Source organism: Mesorhizobium comanense, from assembly GCF_005503535.1.
GTDB classification, from domain to species: domain Bacteria; phylum Pseudomonadota; class Alphaproteobacteria; order Rhizobiales; family Rhizobiaceae; genus Mesorhizobium; species Mesorhizobium comanense.
On record NZ_SCNN01000009.1, the window covers coordinates 75,895 to 93,339 of the forward strand.

Sequence of the window (17,445 nt, forward strand, 5' to 3'; positions counted from 1 at the left end):
ACCGAGCCGAGGATGACGACGGCTCACTGGCATCGCATTGGTGATTCCACCAGGCACCCAACCACCCTAAAGGCGCCGCGATCTTTCAGATTCGCTTCTGCGCTTAGACGTGTCCTGGCCTAGAAACCACCAGTCAAGCGTCGGCGAGATCGCCTAGCGCTTCAATCAAGGGCTGGATCTCGGTTTCGTAGTTCTTCCAGCGCTTCATGGACGTTTTGTAGATCGGCTGACGAACCTGCCATCGGCTGGGCGTGGTGACCGCCCCTTCCCTCTCGAAGAATCGCAGGCATGCGTCATCCCAAGGCAGGCCGAGATAATCGATGAGCCGGCGCGACTGCGCCTCTTGGTCTTCGACAAGCGTCTCATAGCGATTTTCAAATATACGGCCTGGGAAAACCTCGTTCCAGTGACGCATCAAACGGTCATATTCCCGATAGTACAGGCCAAGTGTCCTCAGGTCCGTGTTGTAGCCGTGCGCCTCGCTGAAGGGCAGAACATAGCATGACACGCAATTGTCGATGGCGTCGCGGCGGCAGTGAACGATGCGCGCATTGGGGAACAGAAGGGCGACAAGACCGATCAGCTCAAAATTGTGCGGCTGCTTGTCGACGACGCGGAGCGCTGCGGGCGCGCGCTCCCTGAGGTAGGATAGATGCTCTTCGGCCAGCGCCTTGGTCAATTCCGGTGTGAGGGAATTGACGGACTTGCTCAAATCCTCAGCCGACGATTTGAGGCCGATTGCGTTTGCCATCCGCCTCAGTTTTTCAAGCTCTCCCGCGCCGTGGACCCCGGGATGACTGGCCAGGATCTGTTCCGTGAGCGTCGTTCCTGAACGGGGCATGCCGACGACGAACACCGGGAGATCGGAAGGATTGCCAAAGCCGGATGCAGCGGCAAACAGGCCCGGCGTGAAGATCTCAATCATCGAGTCAACGAAACGACGGTACTGATCGATGTCGAACTTGTAGCCGGCCGCCTGCTTCGCCTTGTTGAACTGGTCGAACGCCTCGGCGTAGCGCTTGAGGTCGTTCAGCACCTTGCCGGCCGCGTAATGCAGGCTCTGCACGGCCTCCGATTTAAGGCGTGGACCGTCGATCTCGCGAAGGATCGACTGGAGTTCCGCAGGCTCTTCGGTAAACTTTCGGGTCTGCACGAGGTCGTAATAAGCCGTCTCCACGTCAACGCGGTGTTCGATCGCCTCTTTGAGATAGACGCCGGCCTCCTCCATGCGCCCCAGGCCGGTGAGGGCTGCGGCCATTCCGATCCGCGCCTTGGAGTGATCTCGGTTGATTTTCAGCGCCTTCTCATAAAGCGGCAGGGCCAGGTCGGGTTTGTCGAACTGGGTATAGACGCGACCCAGGGCGCACAGGGCCTCTACAAGATCGGGCCGTACTTCCAAGGCACGCTGGATGTGCTTGATCGCCGTCGAGAATTCGCTCAGCCTGCCATAAGCCTCACCGAGGCTGAGATGATAATAGGGGTTTCCAGGCTCCTCGCCGGCCGCGCGTGCGAAGAAACGCAGAGCCGCCTCGTCGTCGTGGCCCACATAGACGGTGCCCATGATGTAGTGCGCCAGCGGATGGTTTGGCGTGCGCGCTAAAACCTGCAGGCACAGATCGCGAGCCGCATCGAGCCGGTTGGCCTGTTGATATTCGTAGGCTTTCTTCAGCAACAATTCGTCAGCCTGTGCGCGCGCAAACGAATTTGTTTTCGGCAGATTTCCCTGTCCTGAAGCTGCCTGTGGCAATCTGGGGTTCGGCACAGCGCCGGATTTGAGGTGTTTGGCCCAGGCGGGCGGCAGTCTGTTGTTCATCCTGTCTGGGTAGCAAAAAAACCCAGCCGAATCCACAATTTCAGCTTCCGTTACAAAGGTTTGGATGCGTTGAGCCGCTCCAGACACACAGGGCGCTGACCTACGTTTCAGCCAGATCGCCCAACGCATCGATCAATGGCTGAATCCCGCCTTCATAATTTTTCCAGCGCTTGACCGAAGACCGATAGATCGGTTGGCGCACCTGCCAGCGGCTGATCGTTCTGACTGATCCTGCTTTTTCATAAAAGCGAAGACAAGCGTCGTCCCAGATCAAGCCGAGGTGGTCGATCAGGCGACGCGATTGCCCTTCCTGGTCGGCGACCATGTCTTCATAGCGATTCTCAAAAATTCGCCCTGGGAGCACCGCCTGCCAATGACGCATGAGCCGGTCATATTCGCGATACGCCAAACCAAGGGTCGCAAGATCGTAGCTGTAACTGTGTCCTGGGCTAAGATTCGAAAAGAAGCACGAAAGACAATTGTCGATGGCATCGCGCCTGCAGTGAATTATGCGGGCATTTGGAAACAGAACGGCGATAAGGCCGACTAGCTCGAAATTGTGAGGCATCTTGTCGACAATTCGCGTCGCCTTGGGCGAATAAAGATTGAGATTAGACAGATATTCCTCGGCCAGCGCAAACGACTGCTGGATCGTCATGGAACCTGCTGTTCGCTTAAAATTTTGTTCCGCGCCCAACTTCAACCCGATCGAGGCCGCCATTCGCCCCAGCTTGGTAAGCTCTCCGGCTCCATGAACCTGCGGATGGCTGGAGCAGATCTGCTCAGTCAAGGTCGTGCCCGAACGTGGCATTCCCAGGACGAACACCGGCACTTCGGAAGGACTGCCAAATGCTGCTTTGGATGCCAGGAAGTCCGCATTGAAAAGTTCGATAAGAGAATCAATGCGGGCGCGATAGACATCGATGTCAAATTTGCCGTCCGCAAGTGCCTTGGCCTTCAGAAAATGGTCCAATGCTTCGTGGTAGCGGCCAAGGTCGTTCAGAACCTTGCCCGCCGCCTGGTGAAGATTCTTTGTCTCATCGGCGGAATTCGTGGGCTTCCCGAGTTCTCCCATGATGGACTGCAGTTCGGGTGGTTCGCTGGAAAATTTTCGAATGTTCACAAGAGCGCGGTAGGCCCCTGCGACACCGACGCGCTGGGCAACGGCCATCCTCAAAACACCCGCGGCATCATCCATCCGCCCCAGGTCGGTGAGTGTACTCGCCATGCCGATTCGGGCTTGCGAATGGTCTCGGTTGATCTCCAATGCCCTCTCGTAAACGGCCAATGCCATATCGGCCTTGTCACACTTGGCATAGGCTTGGGCCAAGCTACAAAGGGATTCAATGAGGCCCGGCTTCAGTTCGCAAGCACGCTGCAAATGCGTTATCGCCATCGGGTAGTCCCCGACCTTAAGGCAGGCCTCTCCGAGGCTGAGCTGGTAATAGGGGTTCTCCGGCTCGCTGGCAGCCGCGCGCGCTAGAAAGCTGATCGCCAGTTCGTCGTCGAAGCCAAGCCCCAGTGTACCCAGAATGTAGAGCGCCAGCGCGTGGTTGGGCGAGCGCGCCAGGACACGATGGCAAAGCTCCTCAGCCTCGGGGAATCTCTTGGCCTGCTGCAGCTCCAGCGCTTGCCGCAACAGCATGTCGTCCGTCGGCGCGGACACCGGGCGAGCCTTCGGTGGTTCAACGTGCCGTGCGGGCTGAACCTTGAGATGCTTGGACCAGGCGGGCGGCAATCGTGTGCTCATCTTGCCTCGCTAGCAAAATCGGTCTGCGGAATCCAGTACACGAGAAATGTCGAGGTATAGGATGAAACCGATGCCGATCGCCGCGAAGTTGAAATGACGTTCCCCAGAACGCCCCAATTCAATCCGCGGCCGAACTTGCACACATCCAGCCGTCACGCTAGCAAGAAGGCCCTTTTCACGCGAGCTTCCGCCATGCGCCTGCGCCCTGCCCTTACGCCCGTTATCGTGGCGCTTCCGTCGACCGTGCCGTTTGTCGGGCCTGAAGCGCAGGAGCGGGAGCGCGGCCGGCCCTTTCGCGCCCGAATTGGCGCCAACGAAAGCAGCTTCGGCCCCTCGCCGCGCGTCATCGCCCGTATGTCGGACATCGCCCAGGACATGTGGATGTATTGCGACCCCGACAATTTCGACCTGAAGGTTGCCGCGGCCGCGCATCATGGCGTCGCGATCGAGAACATCGTTGTCGGCGAGGGCATTGACGGACTGCTCAGCCTGGTGGCGCGCATGTATGTGGCGCCCGGCGACGCGGTTGTCACCTCGCTCGGCGCCTACCCGACCTTCAACTTCCACGTTGCCGGTGTCGGCGGACGCCTGGTGACCGTTCCCTACGCAAACGACCACGAAAGCCTGGAAGGTCTGCTCGCCGCGGTCGCCAGGGAGAAGGCGCCGCTGGTTTATCTGTCCAACCCGGACAACCCGATGGGCAGCTGGTGGGAAGCGGACGAGATCATCCGCTTTATCGAGGCCCTGCCGGAAACCACCATGCTGGTGCTTGACGAGGCCTATGGCGAGCTGGGTCCGGCCTCGGCCTTGCCGCCGATCGACATCTCCAAGCCGAACGTCATCCGCATGCGCACGTTTTCAAAAGCTTACGGGCTTGCCGGCATACGCTGCGGCTATGCGGTGGCAGAAGCGGAGGTCATCCGCGACTTCGAGAAGATCCGCAACCACTACGGCGTCAGCCGCATGGCGCAGGTCGCCGGCGTCGAGGCGCTTGCCGACCAGGCCTATCTTGAGACCGTAGTGGCGCGAGTAGCCGCCGGACGCCGGCGCATCGCGGCCATTGCCGAGCAGAACGCGCTGAAGCCACTGGCATCGGCGACCAATTTCGTCACCATCGACTGCGGCCATGATGGCGCCTTCGCGCTGAAGGTTCTGCAGGGGCTGTTGTCGCGCGACGTATTCATCCGCAAGCCGATGGCGCCAGGGCTCGACCGCTGCATCCGCGTCAGCGTCGGCCTCGACCATGAACTGGATATTTTCGCCGAGGAACTGCCCGGCGCACTGGCCGCGGCACGAGGGAATTAGGGCAAGCGCCCGCAAGCCGTCGCTCCGTCGAGCAAGTGCCGGACACGCGCCAACAATTCCGACAGTTCCGCCGCCTCTTCGTCACCCAAGCCGCCCGTCAGGCGGGCAAGATCGCGATCGGCAGCCGCCTGGAGCGAGGCAAGCGCGGCCTGGCCGCGCGCGGTGAGCGAAAGCATGCGCCGAGACAAGGGGGCGGAACTCCTGCGTATTCCGACCAGGCCCGACGCGGAGAGTTTTCGAAGGATCCTCAGTACGTAGCCGGGATCCAACTCGAGCTCCCGGGCAATTTCGGATGCTGCTGGTTCAAAATCGAGATGCAGTGCCCACGTCAGAAAGCCTGCCATCCCGCTAGAGCCGGAAGTGATATGGCCCGGCCGCTGGCCCAGCTCGAACAGCACGCGCGCCTCAGTCAGCGTGTAGGCGCTTTGCGTCAAGGTTTCGTCGAGAAGCCCGATGCGAGTTGTATAGAAGCGGTTGAAAAGGCGGATGTCGCCGACCAAGGCATTCCTGTTATCCGGCATGTCCGGCGCGCCCCACAGGGATTTTCATGACATCCGATCATCACCAGAATATTGACTCAGTCAACCATTCATTGGATTGAGCCGCATATAGGCTGGCGAGGCCTGGCTCGCCGCCACAGGAATCCCTCGCTGGCGATTGCCTTCATTCGACCCCGCGCCAGATTCCTTGCAAGGGAGAAAGCCATGGGAGACCGGCAACGAGCCGTGCGAGCCCGCGTGTTGGGCAAAGTGCAAGGCGTAGGCTACAGAAACTGGACGCGCGCCGAGGCCGCGAGGCTCGGCCTGATGGGCTGGGTGCGCAATGAAAGGGATGGTTCGGTGACCGTGTGGTTCGCCGGGGCCGATGCGGCGGTCTCGACAATGACCGAACGGCTTTGGCAAGGCCCGCCCGGAACGGCCGTCTCACGCATCGACCTTGAAGAGCTCGACACATGGACCACGCCTGGGGACTTCCGGATCGTCGCCTAGATACATGCGACGCCGCTTCTCTTGAATTAATTGAACGTTTGTTTTATTATGGCTTCTGGATGGGGCGACCATGGCGCGAACGACAGGATCCGACGGCGGGCGAACGGAGGCAGCGGTCCGCGAGGCCGCCGTCAGCTTGATCGCGCGCCAGGGCTACGAGGCGATGTCGATGCGACAGCTGGCCGCCGAGGTCGGCGTGCAGGCCGCCGCGCTTTATCGCTACTTCCCGACCAAGGAAGAGCTGCTGTTCACGATTATGCGGGAACACATGGAGGGGCTGGGCGAGGCATGGCAGAAGGCACGGCCAGCCGGTCCGGACCCGCGCGAGCGGCTCTCGGCCTATGTGCGCAACCACATCGCCTTTCACATAAAACGCCGGCATGCCACGCATGTGTCGAACATGGAATTGCGCAGCCTGTCGCCGGACAGGCTGACGCAGATCCTGCGCATGCGCACGGCTTACGAAAAGGAGCTGCGCGCTATCCTGCGCGATGGCGCCGAGGCGGGCGTGTTCAGCATCGAGGACACAGGCCTGACGGCAATGGCACTCATACAGATGATGACTGGCGTCATCGTCTGGTTCCGGCCTGGCGAGCGGCTGTCGGTGGCTGAAGTGACGGCGACATATCTTTCGATGACAATGCGCCTGGTGGGCGCGACGACCCATACCGGGGAGGAACGAGATGTACACGAACACGCTCAGCTTCGGTCATGACGAGGAGATCGAGGCGCTGCGCGACATGGTGCGGCGCTTCGCGCAGGACAGGATCGCGCCTGTCGCCGCCGACATCGACCGGGAAAATGAATTTCCGGCGCATCTGTGGCGCGAGCTCGGCGCGCTCGGCCTGCTCGGCATAACCGCCGATCCCGATTTCGGCGGCAGCGGCATGGGCTACCTCGCCCATGTCATCGCGGTCGAGGAAATTTCCCGGGCATCGGCGTCGGTCGGCCTTTCCTACGGCGCCCACTCCAATCTCTGCGTCAACCAGATCAACCGCTGGGCAACGCCGGCGCAGAAGGAGAAATACCTGCCGCCGCTGTGTTCGGGGGAGCATGTCGGGGCGCTTGCCATGTCGGAGCCAGGCGCCGGCTCCGATGTCGTCTCGCTCAAGCTGCGCGCTGAAAAGCGCAACGACCGCTATGTGCTAAACGGCACCAAGATGTGGATCACCAACGGCCCGGATGCCGAAACGCTGGTCGTCTACGCAAAGACCGATCCGGAGCGCAAATCGCGCGGCATCACCGCTTTCATCGTCGAGAAGGCTTTTGCCGGGTTCTCGGTGGCGCAGAAACTCGACAAGCTCGGTATGCGCGGCTCCAACACCGGCGAACTGGTGTTTGAGAATGTCGAAGTACCCTTTGACAATGTGCTGCATGAGGAAGGGCGCGGCGTCGAGGTGCTGATGTCGGGCCTCGACTATGAGCGCACGGTGCTCGCCGGCGGGCCGATCGGCCTGATGGCGGCCTGCCTCGACGTCGCCATCCCCTATGTGCACGAGCGCAAGCAGTTCGGTCAGCCGATCGGCGAGTTCCAGCTGGTGCAAGGCAAGTTGGCCGACATGTACACGGTGATGAATGCCGCGCGCGCCTATGTCTATGCCGTCGCCGCCGCCTGCGACCGCGGCCAGACCACGCGCAAGGATGCCGCCGGCTGCGTGCTGTTCGCCGCGGAAAAGGCGACCCAGATGGCGCTCGACGCCATCCAGCTGCTGGGCGGCAACGGCTATATCAACGATTATCCGACCGGCCGGCTGCTGCGCGACGCCAAGCTCTACGAGATCGGCGCGGGCACCAGCGAGATCCGGCGCTGGCTGATCGGCCGCGAGATCATGGCGGAGGGGGTGTGATGTCCTCTCCCTCCATCAATTCAACCGAACGCCTTGGGCAGGTTATCGGTTGGCTTGGCGACAATCTGATAGGCATCGCGCCACAGAACCTCGCGCTGGCGCGCCATTGTGATCGAGCGCACAGGCAAGCCGCCCTCCTCGATCAGCCAGGCGCAATAGCGGGCGCGGCTGATCGCTTCCCTGGCGTCCGGATGGAACCAGCAGATGCCCCAGATCGAATTTCGCCGCTTGAAATGGCGGCCGATCCTACCGGGGAGCGGCAAGTACCGATTGAACCAGTCGAACTGGTCTCCCAATTCGCTGTGAATCCAATCCGCGCAGCCGGTATGATGCAGATACCCGGCCGCATGGAAGAAGCCCGTCTCCACCCGGCTCTTCGGGTGGATCAGCGGCGTTACGAACCGCAAATACATTTTGACACCCACCGCGCCTCAAAGCGCGGTGTTCCTCTTGCTCAAGTTCGGGACGTGGAAGGCCGCCCTTCGGCGGCGTCAGGCCATCGCCGAAGGGAGACATCTGGTGAAATGCAAAAGCATGCTTTTCATCGTTGCCTCCGAGGAGTGTCGGTTACGGGAGACCGCCGTGCAGAAAACGGCACACACGACAGCCGGGCGCGGGCTGATACACTGATCGAGCTGAAGCATCAAGGGATTTGAGGAAGCGCTAACAAGATGGCCACGCTGCAAACCCAGATCTCGCCCTCGTCCGAAACCTTCCGCGCCAACGCCGAACGGATGCGCGCGCTGGTCGCCGACATCTCCGAAAAGGCCTCGGCGGTCGAACGCGGCGGCTCGGAGGAGGCGCGCGAGCGGCACATCTCGCGCGGCAAGCTTTTGCCACGCGAGCGGCTGGCGCAACTGCTCGACATCGGCTCGCCCTTCCTCGAGATCGGCCAGTTCGCGGCATGGTCGATGTATGGCGAGGAGATTTCCTCGGCGGGCATGATCGCCGGCATCGGCCGCGTCGAGGGCACCGAGGTGATGATCGTGGTCAACGACGCCACGGTGAAGGGCGGCACCTATTATCCGCTGACGGTGAAGAAGCATCTGCGTGCGCAGGAGATCGCGCTGCAGAACAATCTTCCCTGCATCTACCTGGTCGACAGCGGCGGCGCCAATCTGCCCAACCAGGACGAGGTGTTTCCAGACCGCGAGCATTTCGGCCGCATCTTCTACAACCAGGCCAATATGTCGGCGGCCGGCATTCCGCAGATCGCCTGCGTCATGGGGTCCTGCACCGCCGGCGGCGCCTATGTGCCGGCGATGTCGGACGAGACCATCATGGTGCGCAATCAGGCGACGATCTTCCTCGGCGGCCCGCCGCTGGTGAAGGCGGCGACCGGCGAGGATGTCAGCGCCGAGGATCTGGGCGGAGCGGACGTGCATACGCGGCTTTCCGGCGTCGCCGACCACTACGCGCTTGATGACGAGCATGCGCTGGCCATTTGCCGGCGCATCGTCAAGAACCTGAATCGGAACAAGACTGTAAGCCTGAACTTACACAAATCGACTCCGCCGCTTCATCCGGCGGACGAACTTTACGGCATCGTGCCGACCGATCTGCGCCAGCCCTATGACGTGCGCGAGGTGATCGCGCGCCTCGTCGACGGCTCCGAATTCGATGAGTTCAAGCAGAACTACGGCACCACGCTGATCACCGGGTTTGCCCACCTCCACGGCATGCCGGTCGGCATCATCGCCAACAATGGCGTGCTGTTTTCCGAAAGCGCCGTGAAGGGCGCGCATTTCATCGAACTGTGCTGCCAACGCAGGATTCCGCTGGTTTTCCTGCAAAACATCACCGGCTTCATGGTCGGCCGCAAATACGAGGCAGGCGGCATCGCCAAGGACGGCGCCAAGCTGGTGATGGCCGTGGCCACCGCCCGGGTGCCGAAGGTGACCGTCATCATCGGCGGCTCGTTCGGCGCCGGCAATTACGGCATGTGCGGCCGCGCCTATTCCCCCCGCTTCCTGTGGATGTGGCCGAACGCCCGCATCTCGGTGATGGGCGGCGAGCAGGCAGCGACCGTGCTCGCCATGGTCAAGCGCGACGGTATCGAGCGCAAGGGCGGCGAGTGGAGCGCCGAGGAAGAGGCGAAATTCAAGAAGCCGATCCTGATGAAGTACGAGCATGAGGGGCACCCGCTCTATTCGTCAGCGCGCCTGTGGGACGATGGCATTATCGACCCGGCCAAGACGCGCGAAGTACTGGCGCTCAGCCTTTCCGCCGCGCTCAACGCCGAAATCGAGGACACGCGCTTCGGCGTGTTCAGGATGTGACGATGAGCACGACGCACGACAGGATCCGCATTCACACAGGGGACATCACGAAGCTTGATGTCGACGCAATCGTCAATGCCGCCAACACGTCGCTTCTTGGCGGCGGCGGCGTCGATGGCGCGATCCATCGCGCGGCGGGCCGCGAGCTTGAATTCGAATGCCGGATGCTGAATGGCTGCAAGGTCGGCGATGCCAAGATCACCAAGGGTTACAACCTCCAGGCACGACATATCATCCATACGGTCGGTCCAGTATGGCAGGGCGGCGGCAAAGGCGAAGCCGAGTTGCTGGCGTCCTGCTACCGACGTTCGCTGGAACTTGCAGTCGCCAACGACTGCCGCTCGGTCTCATTTCCCGCCATCTCGACGGGCGTCTACCGATATCCGAAAGATCAGGCGGTCCATATCGCGATCAAGACTACCGGTCACTTCTTGGAAAGCAGTGCGCTCCCGGAAATCGTCGTTTTCTGCTGCTTTGACGAGCCCATGGCCGAACTATACCGCCGCGCGCTTTCTGACCTGCAAGAGAGCTGACCTGGATGGACCAATCGATTCTTCGATACAGGCAATGCCATTTTGGCTTCGGCAATCTGGCAGAGTATCCGAATATTCGGTACTGCTCACCCTATAATGGGCAAATAGGGTTGGGTGGGCATGAAACTGGTCAATTTCCGCAGTATGACGGCCTCGTTACTTGCGGGCTTTCTTATATTCATGAGCGCCAACGCCGCCTCGGCGGAATCTCTGGCGGGCAGCAAGGGAAACATGCGCTTTCCTCCAACCCTGGGCACAGATCCGAAAAGCCAATGCAACGTCGCTTACAAGGCCTATGTCGCCTCAAGCGGCCACTCGGCTTACGCCACGACGTTCTATTCGCGCGTGGTGGACCTCTACATCATCTGCGGCACCAAGCTCAACGCGCCGTCACAGAAGGCGGCGGAAGAGTTCGCGTTGCGCAGTTGCGAGGCTGGGCTGAAGCGGTGGAAGGTCAAGACCGCCAGCGGCGGCTGCGCGATCTCTGCGTCGAAATAGTCGCCGCCCGCGCGCTTTATCCTCGCGACACAGATACCAACCGGCAAATGTCCCCTCCACAATCATCAGGGAGGGGTCGGCTTCGATCGCCGTCCCGGGTCTGGTTCTTGCTCGCGGAGGCTCCATGTTCAGCAAAATCCTGATCGCCAATCGCGGCGAAATCGCCTGTCGCGTCATCCGCACGGCCCGCAGACTGGGCGTGCACACCGTGGCCGTCTATTCGGATGCCGACGCGCAATCCCTGCATGTCGAGATGGCCGACGAGGCGGTTCATATCGGCCCCTCGCCCGTCGGTGAAAGCTATCTGCGCGGCGACAGGATCATCGCGGCGGCGCTTTCCTCGGGGGCACAGGCCATCCATCCCGGTTACGGCTTCCTGTCTGAGAATCCCGACTTCGTCGACCAGGTGGTGGCGACGGGCCTGACCTTCATCGGCCCGTCGGCGGCCTCGATCCGCGCCATGGGCCTGAAGGACGCCGCCAAGCGCCTGATGGAAAAGGCCGGCGTGCCGGTCGTTCCGGGCTACCATGGCGAGGCACAGGAAATCGTGCTGCTGGCATCCAAGGCGCGTGAGATCGGCTATCCCGTGCTGATCAAGGCACGCGCCGGCGGCGGCGGCAAGGGCATGCGCCGGGTCGAGCATCCCGACGATTTCTCCGAGGCGCTGTCGAGCGCCCGGCGCGAGGCAAAGGCTGCCTTCGGCGACGACCGCGTGCTGGTGGAAAAATATGTCGACAAGCCGCGCCACATCGAAGTGCAGGTGTTCGGCGACAATTTCGGCAATGCCGTACATCTCTACGAACGCGACTGCTCGGCACAACGCCGCCACCAGAAGGTGATCGAGGAAGCGCCGGCGCCAGGCATGACACCGGCGCTGCGCAAGGCGATGACGGAAGCCGCGGTGAAAGCGGCCAAGGCGATCAACTATTCCGGCGCGGGAACGATCGAGTTCATCGTCGACGCCTCGCAAGGTCTCAAGGCCGACCGTTTCTGGTTCATGGAAATGAACACGCGCCTGCAGGTCGAGCACCCGGTTACCGAAATGGTCACCGGCACCGATCTGGTCGAATGGCAGCTACGGGTCGCAAGCGGCGAAAAACTCCCGAAGGAGCAAGGCGAGATCGCGCTCAATGGCCACGCCTTCGAGGCGCGCATCTATGCCGAGGACGCGGCGAAAGGGTTTCTGCCGGCAACCGGCACGCTGCATCATCTGAAGTTTCCCCAGGCTGTACCGGAAGGTGCCTCGATGCGCATCGAGACCGGCGTGCGGGCCGGCGATGCGATCTCCCCCTATTACGACCCGATGATCGCCAAGCTGGTCGTCCATGCAAAAGATCGGCCGGCGGCGCTGGAAGCCTTGGGAACGACCCTGTCGCAAACCGAGGTTGCCGGCTCGACGGTCAACACCGCTTTCCTTGCCGCTCTTGCCGCCGACCCGGATTTTCGTGCCGGCGATGTCGACACCGGCCTGATCGCCAGGCATCAGCAGCCCCTGACCGATGTCGCGCCGCCGACGGGCGAGATCGTCGCGGCGGCCGCGCTTGCCGCCTCGGACGCGGGATCATTGCCATCGTCGAACGATCCCTGGTCCTCGCTTGCGGGCTACGCGCATTTCCACGGCATGGCGCGGCGCACGCGGTTGAAATTCGGCGAGGACGATATCGGGGCAAGGATCTCGGTGCGGCCGGATGGTCGCTTTCAGGTGGCGCTCGATGCGCCCTATGACAACACCAATTCGCACGACCTGCGCGCCATTCCCCGTCTTGCCCGCTGGCCAGGCCACGTCACCGTTTTCGACGGCGCGGTCGGCTACACCTTCACCGCACCGGATCCTTTGGCCAGAAGCGATGACGCGGCGGCGGCTTCCGGCAGCCTGCGCGCGCCGATGCCTGGCCTGGTCAAGCTCGTGCGGGCCGCAAAGGGCGACGTCGTAGCCAGGGGACAGCCGCTGCTGATCCTCGAGGCGATGAAGATGGAGCACACGATCACGGCACCTCACGATGGGACGATCGCCGAGATCGCGGCCGAGGGTTCGCAGGTAAGCGATGGGACGGTGCTGGTGCGTTTCGTCGAAGAACCGAACGCTTCGAGCGGGGCGGGGGTCTGACGGCTGGCGCGTCGAGGCGTTTTAGGCACCGCTCGGTCGTTTTCTCACCCTCCAGGTGAAGATCGACGTGGCCGCATAGTTCCAGACCGCGCCGAGGAGGATGCCGGCCAGACCGGCCGACCACCATCTGTAGTGACTGTTGGCGAACAGATAGTTCGCAATGCCTACATTCGCGAAAGCACCCACGGAGCATACGAGCATGAAAGTGAACAGGCCAAAGATCACCTCCCTGGCGCCCCGGAGGCGTCTATCCCGATAGGTCAGCGTGTTGTTGACAAAGAAATTGAACACCATCGCGGTGACTGTCGCGAGACCTTGAGCGGCCATGAAGTCCGCAAGACCCGTGGCAAGAAGCACCGACAGGACAACCATGTGAACGAAGACGCCAAGGCCGCCTATCAGGGAAAAGGATATGAAGCGCGCGGGAATGATGTGACCGACCAGTTTGTCGGCCAGCAACATCAGGTACTCCCACGTAACCAATGCATCCAGCTTGCTCTCGCCGGCCTGCCTCGTGCGAAACTGGTAAGCGACCTCCTGGATTCTCAACGGAGATTTCGAGGACGCGCAGATATCCAGCAGGATCTTGTAGCCTTGACCTGACAAATCCCTGACCGAATTATCGAAAGCCGATCTCGTAATGGCGAAGAAGCCGCTCATCGGGTCCGTGAGATCGCTTTTCGTCACCATCTTGGCCAGCCGCGTTGCAAAAGCGCTAATCTGTGCCCGGCGTTTGTCCCAGGAGCCCACCCCACCCCCTTCGACGTACCTTGAGCCAACCACAAGATCAGCGGTGTCGGCTTCGAGGAAGGAAAGCATTGCCGGTATGATGGCCTCGTCATGCTGAAGATCGGCATCCATCACAACCATGAACGGTGTCGTCGTGCTCAGCATTCCTTCGGTGACGGCAGTAGACAGCCCGCGCCGGCCGATCCGATGGATGAGCCGAATTCCCGGGAGAGCGGCAGCCAGCTTTGCCACTTCGGTTCTGGTTCCGTCAGAGGAGTCGTCGTCAACAAAGACGATCTCGTGGTCTTTGCCCTTGAGCGCCACCCCGACAGCCGCGGCGACCTTGGACACATTCGCGAATTCATTGAATGTCGGAATGATCACTGAAACCAATGGGGCAAAATGCGAGGTCGCATTTTGACTGTCTCTGACATCGAAGTTCAAAATCAACCCCTGGCTATTGGCGAGACGCGTAGGTCGGCGACACCATGAAATAAAAATCACCAATGCAGAAGGGGATCCGCCTGCACGACGGTCAACTTTCCGGCGGCGACGAGTTTGTCCACGGCATCAGGGGGAAGACGACCGGCGAGAACCTGCTGGCGGACGTAGAAGGGATCTACGATGAACGGTTTGCCGGAACGGTAGCTGGCGAGCGTACAGAAACAGGTCGCATCCCCGGCGACGCTTTTGAGGCGCGCGGCCGTCGCGGACATGGCGGCTTCGCGCGCGGCTATCTCCTCGTGAAAGCTGGGATCGATCAACAATCTCACCGGTTCAATGCGCGAAGACGCCACCAGGCGGAGACAAATGGCGAGCAGAAGGACGAACCGCAGCGCCTCCGGTGACCAGCGCCGCGCGAGCGGCAAAAGCGGCGCGTTCGCGAAAGCGAGACCGGTGGCAATGGATACTCCGAAGACCAGTTCGAATTGCGCGTTGTAGGCCACGCCATCGCCGGTTTTCTGGACAAAGAACATCACCAGGCCAAGGATGTTCAAGAGATTGCACAACCGGATATTGGGATCGGTTCTGCGCGTGATGCCGACGTAACCCCAGGCGACCAGGCCAACAACAATCCACTGCAGATGTCCGATGGCGCCCAAGGCGGGTTTCAACGAATAGGCGCGCGGCGACCTCAGATTGCTGAAGAAATCGGGGCCGTAGGCGAGGTAACAAATGGTAAAACCCAGAGCGATGGCGAAGGCCGCCAGGATCGCGGATTTGACCATTTGCCGGGGCTTGTTGATGCCCAGCCAGATCATCGCCGTCAGCGGCATCACCACGATGTTGTGTTTGATGAACCCGGCGGCCACCATCAGAAGAATGGGCAGGGAATAGCCGCGATCCTGCGACCGGGCCTTGAGGAAGGCGACAAAGCCAACCACCATGACTGCCTGGGCCAGCAAATGGGGGTCGTCCATCCCAGCATAGCCGGTAAAAAAGCGGCACATGGTGGCGCCGAAAAACAGTGCGCCGATCCACGCGGATGTCGCATCCCCGCCCAGCAGGCGAACCGACCGAAAAACGCCCCAGGCGATTACCAGAATGGCTGCGAGCGACAGCAACCGTCCGGCCAGGACGACGTCACCGACCAATCGCCCCAGACCACCGACTATATAAAAGGAAAGCGGCGGATAATTGTTGGCAATCAGCTGATGGGCAGCGGGATAGAGCGGCATCCGCCCCATCGCCGCATCGGCATAGTAGGCATTCCATCCCTCATTGGTATCGATCTCGATATTGAGGAACGCCCGATAAATCGGCCACAAGGCCGCCAAGGCGGTCAGCACGACGAGGCAGCCGATCATGATGGAGGTGCGGCGGGTCAAGGCAATCCCACCGGCCTGGTTCATGGTTGAATTCATAGGGCGCCAGGTCCGGATCTGGTTTTGCGAATGGGGCACGTCGATACTTCGCCGCCCTCACGCTTTGGCGAACGGATCCGCCTGCGTTAAAACCGCGAAGCGCAGGGGGAATCGACCCCTGCGCTCATCTTTCTGGCCTAAAAAAGCCTTCCCTAATAGCGCAATTACAGAGTGATGCGTCCATTTCTTCCGGGCGCGAAATGCCGGGCGCTGTTTCCAACAAAAAATGGCCGGGACGAACCCGGCCACTTTTTCAAGTTTCCTGACCGCCGAAGCGGTGTCCGTGATTACTGCGCGATCGGCGCGTACTTGCCGTCATGCCACTGGTTGATGTCGTAGCTGGCATTCTTGAGGTCGCCCTTCTCGTCGAAGGTCACGTCGCCGACAACGGTGCTGAACGGCGTGCCGTTCTTCAGCGCTTCAGCCACCTTGGCCGGATCGTCGCTGCCGGCGCGCTTGACGCCTTCGGCGATAGCCTGGACCACGGCGTAGGAGAACAGCGTGAAGCCTTCCGGCACGAAGCCGCCGGCCTTGATCTTTTCCACGGCCGCCTTGGCTTCCGGCTTTGCCTGCGGATCGGACGGGAACACGAACATCGTGCCCTCGCCGGCCGGCCCGGCAACCTGCCAGAATTCCGGCGAGGCGATCGAGTCCGGCATGATCAGCTGGAACTTCAGGTTCTGTTCGGCGGACTGACGCAGGATCAGGCCGGCTTCAGGGTGGTAGCCGCCGAAATAGACGACATCGGCCTTGAGGTCCTTGAGCTTGGTGACGAGCGCCGAATAGTCCTTTTCGCCGGGGTTGATGGCGTCATAGTAGACTTCCTTCAGCCCGCCGGTGTTCATGGTCGCGCGCACCGCATCCGCCACGCCCTGGCCGTAAGCGCTCTTGTCGTGCAGGATGACGACATTCTTGCCGGCATACTTCTTGGCGATCCACGGGCCGATGAAGGCGCCCTGGGCATCGTCACGCGTATAGAGACGCATGATCGTCGGCCAGCCGGCCTTGGCAGCTGCATCGGTCAGCACCGGGTTCGAGGACGCCGGGCTCATCATCAGCGCGCCCGCCTCGGCATAGACGGCCGAGGCCGGAATGCTCGAACCGGAGCAGGCATGGCCGTCGATGAACTTGACGCCATTGGCCACGATGCGGTTGGCGACCGAAACGGCCTGCTTGGGGTCGCACTGGTCGTCCTCGATATCGAGCTTGATCATCGAGCCATTGACGCCACCGGCGGCGTTGATGGCGTCGGCGGCGGCCTGGGCACCCTGCTTGAACTGATCGCCGATGGTGGCGAGCTGGCCGGTCATCGGGCCGACCACCGAAATGGTGATGTCGTCGGCGAATGCGACCGGCGCACTCATCATCAGGCCGAAAATGGCCGCGCTCAAAATACTCATTTTTTTCATGGCAATAGAACTCCTCCACTCACGCGCGGCCGCCCCGGCCGCGCTTCTTCCAGAGAGGCGGGACAATTTCATCCTTCGCCGGGCCTGTCTAGGCGCATCGGCATCGCTCGATTGGGCCTGCGAGGCTTCATCCACGCAAAAAAGCCACGCCAGCCTTGTTCCGGCCGGTCGTGGCTTTTTTGCCTGTCGGCTGTTTTCCCCAGCGCCCCCGCGCCACGAATCCCAACCTTGCCTTCCCTGTCTTCCTGCTGACCATGATCCCCCGAAAATGGAGTTCGGCATCCGGTATCATGGGCCATTGCGTGGCTTCGGCATTTCTGC

15 protein-coding genes are annotated in these 17,445 nt (G+C 61.4%); 8 read left to right on the forward strand and 7 right to left on the reverse strand.

All coding sequences use genetic code 11. From position 1 onward, the window contains the following. Window positions 1–133 precede the first annotated feature (133 nt). Both FFS37_RS17065 and FFS37_RS17070 read right to left on the reverse strand, forming a co-directional pair. Window positions 134–1,813 carry a tetratricopeptide repeat-containing sulfotransferase family protein gene (locus FFS37_RS17065; RefSeq protein WP_137932118.1) on the reverse strand — a complete coding sequence of 560 codons (1,680 nt, stop codon included), beginning with the start codon at window positions 1,811–1,813 and terminating at the stop codon, window positions 134–136. Window positions 1,814–1,913: 100 nt separating this feature from the next. After that, a complete protein-coding gene (locus FFS37_RS17070) occupies window positions 1,914–3,563 on the reverse strand; it encodes a sulfotransferase (RefSeq protein WP_137932119.1) in 1,650 nt (549 codons plus the stop codon). Between the two features lie 192 nt (window positions 3,564–3,755). On the opposite strand from FFS37_RS17070, the gene FFS37_RS17075 reads away from it, so the two are divergent. Further along, window positions 3,756–4,868, forward strand: coding sequence for a pyridoxal phosphate-dependent aminotransferase (locus FFS37_RS17075; RefSeq protein ID WP_137932120.1), 1,113 nt, complete (start codon window positions 3,756–3,758; stop codon window positions 4,866–4,868). Here FFS37_RS17075 and FFS37_RS17080 read toward each other — a convergent pair. Then, the gene (locus FFS37_RS17080) at window positions 4,865–5,389 is read right to left on the reverse strand and encodes a MarR family winged helix-turn-helix transcriptional regulator (RefSeq protein ID WP_137932121.1); all 525 of its coding nucleotides are present in this window, start codon (window positions 5,387–5,389) and stop codon (window positions 4,865–4,867) included. The two genes, FFS37_RS17075 and FFS37_RS17080, sit on opposite strands and share 4 nt — an antisense overlap. A 183-nt stretch (window positions 5,390–5,572) precedes the next feature. On the opposite strand from FFS37_RS17080, the gene FFS37_RS17085 reads away from it, so the two are divergent. The 3 genes from FFS37_RS17085 (at window position 5,573) to FFS37_RS17095 (ending at window position 7,704) form a co-directional block, all read left to right on the forward strand. Beyond that, complete coding sequence (locus FFS37_RS17085) at window positions 5,573–5,857, forward strand: acylphosphatase (RefSeq protein ID WP_137932122.1); 285 nt, start codon at window positions 5,573–5,575, stop codon at window positions 5,855–5,857. A 70-nt stretch (window positions 5,858–5,927) separates the two neighbouring features. Continuing rightward, window positions 5,928–6,572, forward strand: coding sequence for a TetR/AcrR family transcriptional regulator (locus tag FFS37_RS17090; RefSeq protein WP_137932123.1), 645 nt, complete (start codon window positions 5,928–5,930; stop codon window positions 6,570–6,572). Further along, window positions 6,541–7,704, forward strand: a complete 1,164-nt coding sequence (locus FFS37_RS17095) for an isovaleryl-CoA dehydrogenase (RefSeq protein ID WP_137932124.1) — start codon at window positions 6,541–6,543, stop codon at window positions 7,702–7,704. The genes FFS37_RS17090 and FFS37_RS17095 overlap by 32 nt, the downstream gene beginning before the upstream one ends. Window positions 7,705–7,724: 20 nt before the next feature. On the opposite strand, the gene FFS37_RS17100 is transcribed toward FFS37_RS17095, so the two are convergent. Then, window positions 7,725–8,117 (reverse strand): hypothetical protein, encoded by a 393-nt coding sequence (locus FFS37_RS17100; protein WP_137932125.1) that lies wholly within the window; start codon window positions 8,115–8,117, stop codon window positions 7,725–7,727. Window positions 8,118–8,375: 258 nt separating this feature from the next. Between FFS37_RS17100 and FFS37_RS17105 the strand changes: the two genes are divergently transcribed. The 4 genes from FFS37_RS17105 (at window position 8,376) to FFS37_RS17120 (ending at window position 13,121) form a co-directional block, all read left to right on the forward strand. After that, a complete protein-coding gene (locus FFS37_RS17105) occupies window positions 8,376–9,983 on the forward strand; it encodes a carboxyl transferase domain-containing protein (RefSeq protein ID WP_137932126.1) in 1,608 nt (535 codons plus the stop codon). A 2-nt stretch (window positions 9,984–9,985) separates the two neighbouring features. After that, entirely contained in the window at window positions 9,986–10,516 is a 531-nt protein-coding gene (locus FFS37_RS17110) for an O-acetyl-ADP-ribose deacetylase (RefSeq protein ID WP_137932127.1), read from the forward strand. Window positions 10,517–10,636: 120 nt separating this feature from the next. Then, the gene (locus tag FFS37_RS17115; protein ID WP_137932128.1) at window positions 10,637–11,014 is read left to right on the forward strand and encodes a hypothetical protein; all 378 of its coding nucleotides are present in this window, start codon (window positions 10,637–10,639) and stop codon (window positions 11,012–11,014) included. A gap of 124 nt (window positions 11,015–11,138) precedes the next feature. Then, window positions 11,139–13,121, forward strand: a complete 1,983-nt coding sequence (locus tag FFS37_RS17120) for an acetyl/propionyl/methylcrotonyl-CoA carboxylase subunit alpha (protein WP_137932129.1) — start codon at window positions 11,139–11,141, stop codon at window positions 13,119–13,121. 21 nt (window positions 13,122–13,142) lie between these two features. Here FFS37_RS17120 and FFS37_RS17125 read toward each other — a convergent pair whose 3' ends face one another. From FFS37_RS17125 to FFS37_RS17135, 3 genes are all read right to left on the reverse strand, one after another. Then, window positions 13,143–14,294: a glycosyltransferase gene (locus FFS37_RS17125; protein WP_137932130.1), complete on the reverse strand. Its 1,152-nt coding sequence runs from the start codon at window positions 14,292–14,294 to the stop codon at window positions 13,143–13,145. A 56-nt stretch (window positions 14,295–14,350) separates the two neighbouring features. Then, the gene (locus FFS37_RS17130; RefSeq protein WP_171026306.1) at window positions 14,351–15,703 is read right to left on the reverse strand and encodes a glycosyltransferase family 39 protein; all 1,353 of its coding nucleotides are present in this window, start codon (window positions 15,701–15,703) and stop codon (window positions 14,351–14,353) included. 299 nt (window positions 15,704–16,002) lie between these two features. Further along, on the reverse strand, window positions 16,003–17,124 hold the full coding sequence (locus FFS37_RS17135) for a branched-chain amino acid ABC transporter substrate-binding protein (protein WP_137932132.1): 1,122 nt from the start codon (window positions 17,122–17,124) through the stop codon (window positions 16,003–16,005). Window positions 17,125–17,445 lie beyond the last annotated feature (321 nt).

Coding starts and splice junctions, on each gene's coding strand:
- FFS37_RS17065 (WP_137932118.1), bottom strand. CDS start 1,813: ATGAACAACAGACTGCCGCCCGCCTGGGCCAAACACCTCAAATCCGGC.
- FFS37_RS17070 (WP_137932119.1), bottom strand. CDS start 3,563: ATGAGCACACGATTGCCGCCCGCCTGGTCCAAGCATCTCAAGGTTCAG.
- FFS37_RS17075 (WP_137932120.1), top strand. CDS start 3,756: ATGCGCCTGCGCCCTGCCCTTACGCCCGTTATCGTGGCGCTTCCGTCG.
- FFS37_RS17080 (WP_137932121.1), bottom strand. CDS start 5,389: ATGCCGGATAACAGGAATGCCTTGGTCGGCGACATCCGCCTTTTCAAC.
- FFS37_RS17085 (WP_137932122.1), top strand. CDS start 5,573: ATGGGAGACCGGCAACGAGCCGTGCGAGCCCGCGTGTTGGGCAAAGTG.
- FFS37_RS17090 (WP_137932123.1), top strand. CDS start 5,928: ATGGCGCGAACGACAGGATCCGACGGCGGGCGAACGGAGGCAGCGGTC.
- FFS37_RS17095 (WP_137932124.1), top strand. CDS start 6,541: ATGTACACGAACACGCTCAGCTTCGGTCATGACGAGGAGATCGAGGCG.
- FFS37_RS17100 (WP_137932125.1), bottom strand. CDS start 8,117: ATGTATTTGCGGTTCGTAACGCCGCTGATCCACCCGAAGAGCCGGGTG.
- FFS37_RS17105 (WP_137932126.1), top strand. CDS start 8,376: ATGGCCACGCTGCAAACCCAGATCTCGCCCTCGTCCGAAACCTTCCGC.
- FFS37_RS17110 (WP_137932127.1), top strand. CDS start 9,986: ATGAGCACGACGCACGACAGGATCCGCATTCACACAGGGGACATCACG.
- FFS37_RS17115 (WP_137932128.1), top strand. CDS start 10,637: ATGAAACTGGTCAATTTCCGCAGTATGACGGCCTCGTTACTTGCGGGC.
- FFS37_RS17120 (WP_137932129.1), top strand. CDS start 11,139: ATGTTCAGCAAAATCCTGATCGCCAATCGCGGCGAAATCGCCTGTCGC.
- FFS37_RS17130 (WP_171026306.1), bottom strand. CDS start 15,703: ATGAACCAGGCCGGTGGGATTGCCTTGACCCGCCGCACCTCCATCATG.
- FFS37_RS17135 (WP_137932132.1), bottom strand. CDS start 17,124: ATGAAAAAAATGAGTATTTTGAGCGCGGCCATTTTCGGCCTGATGATG.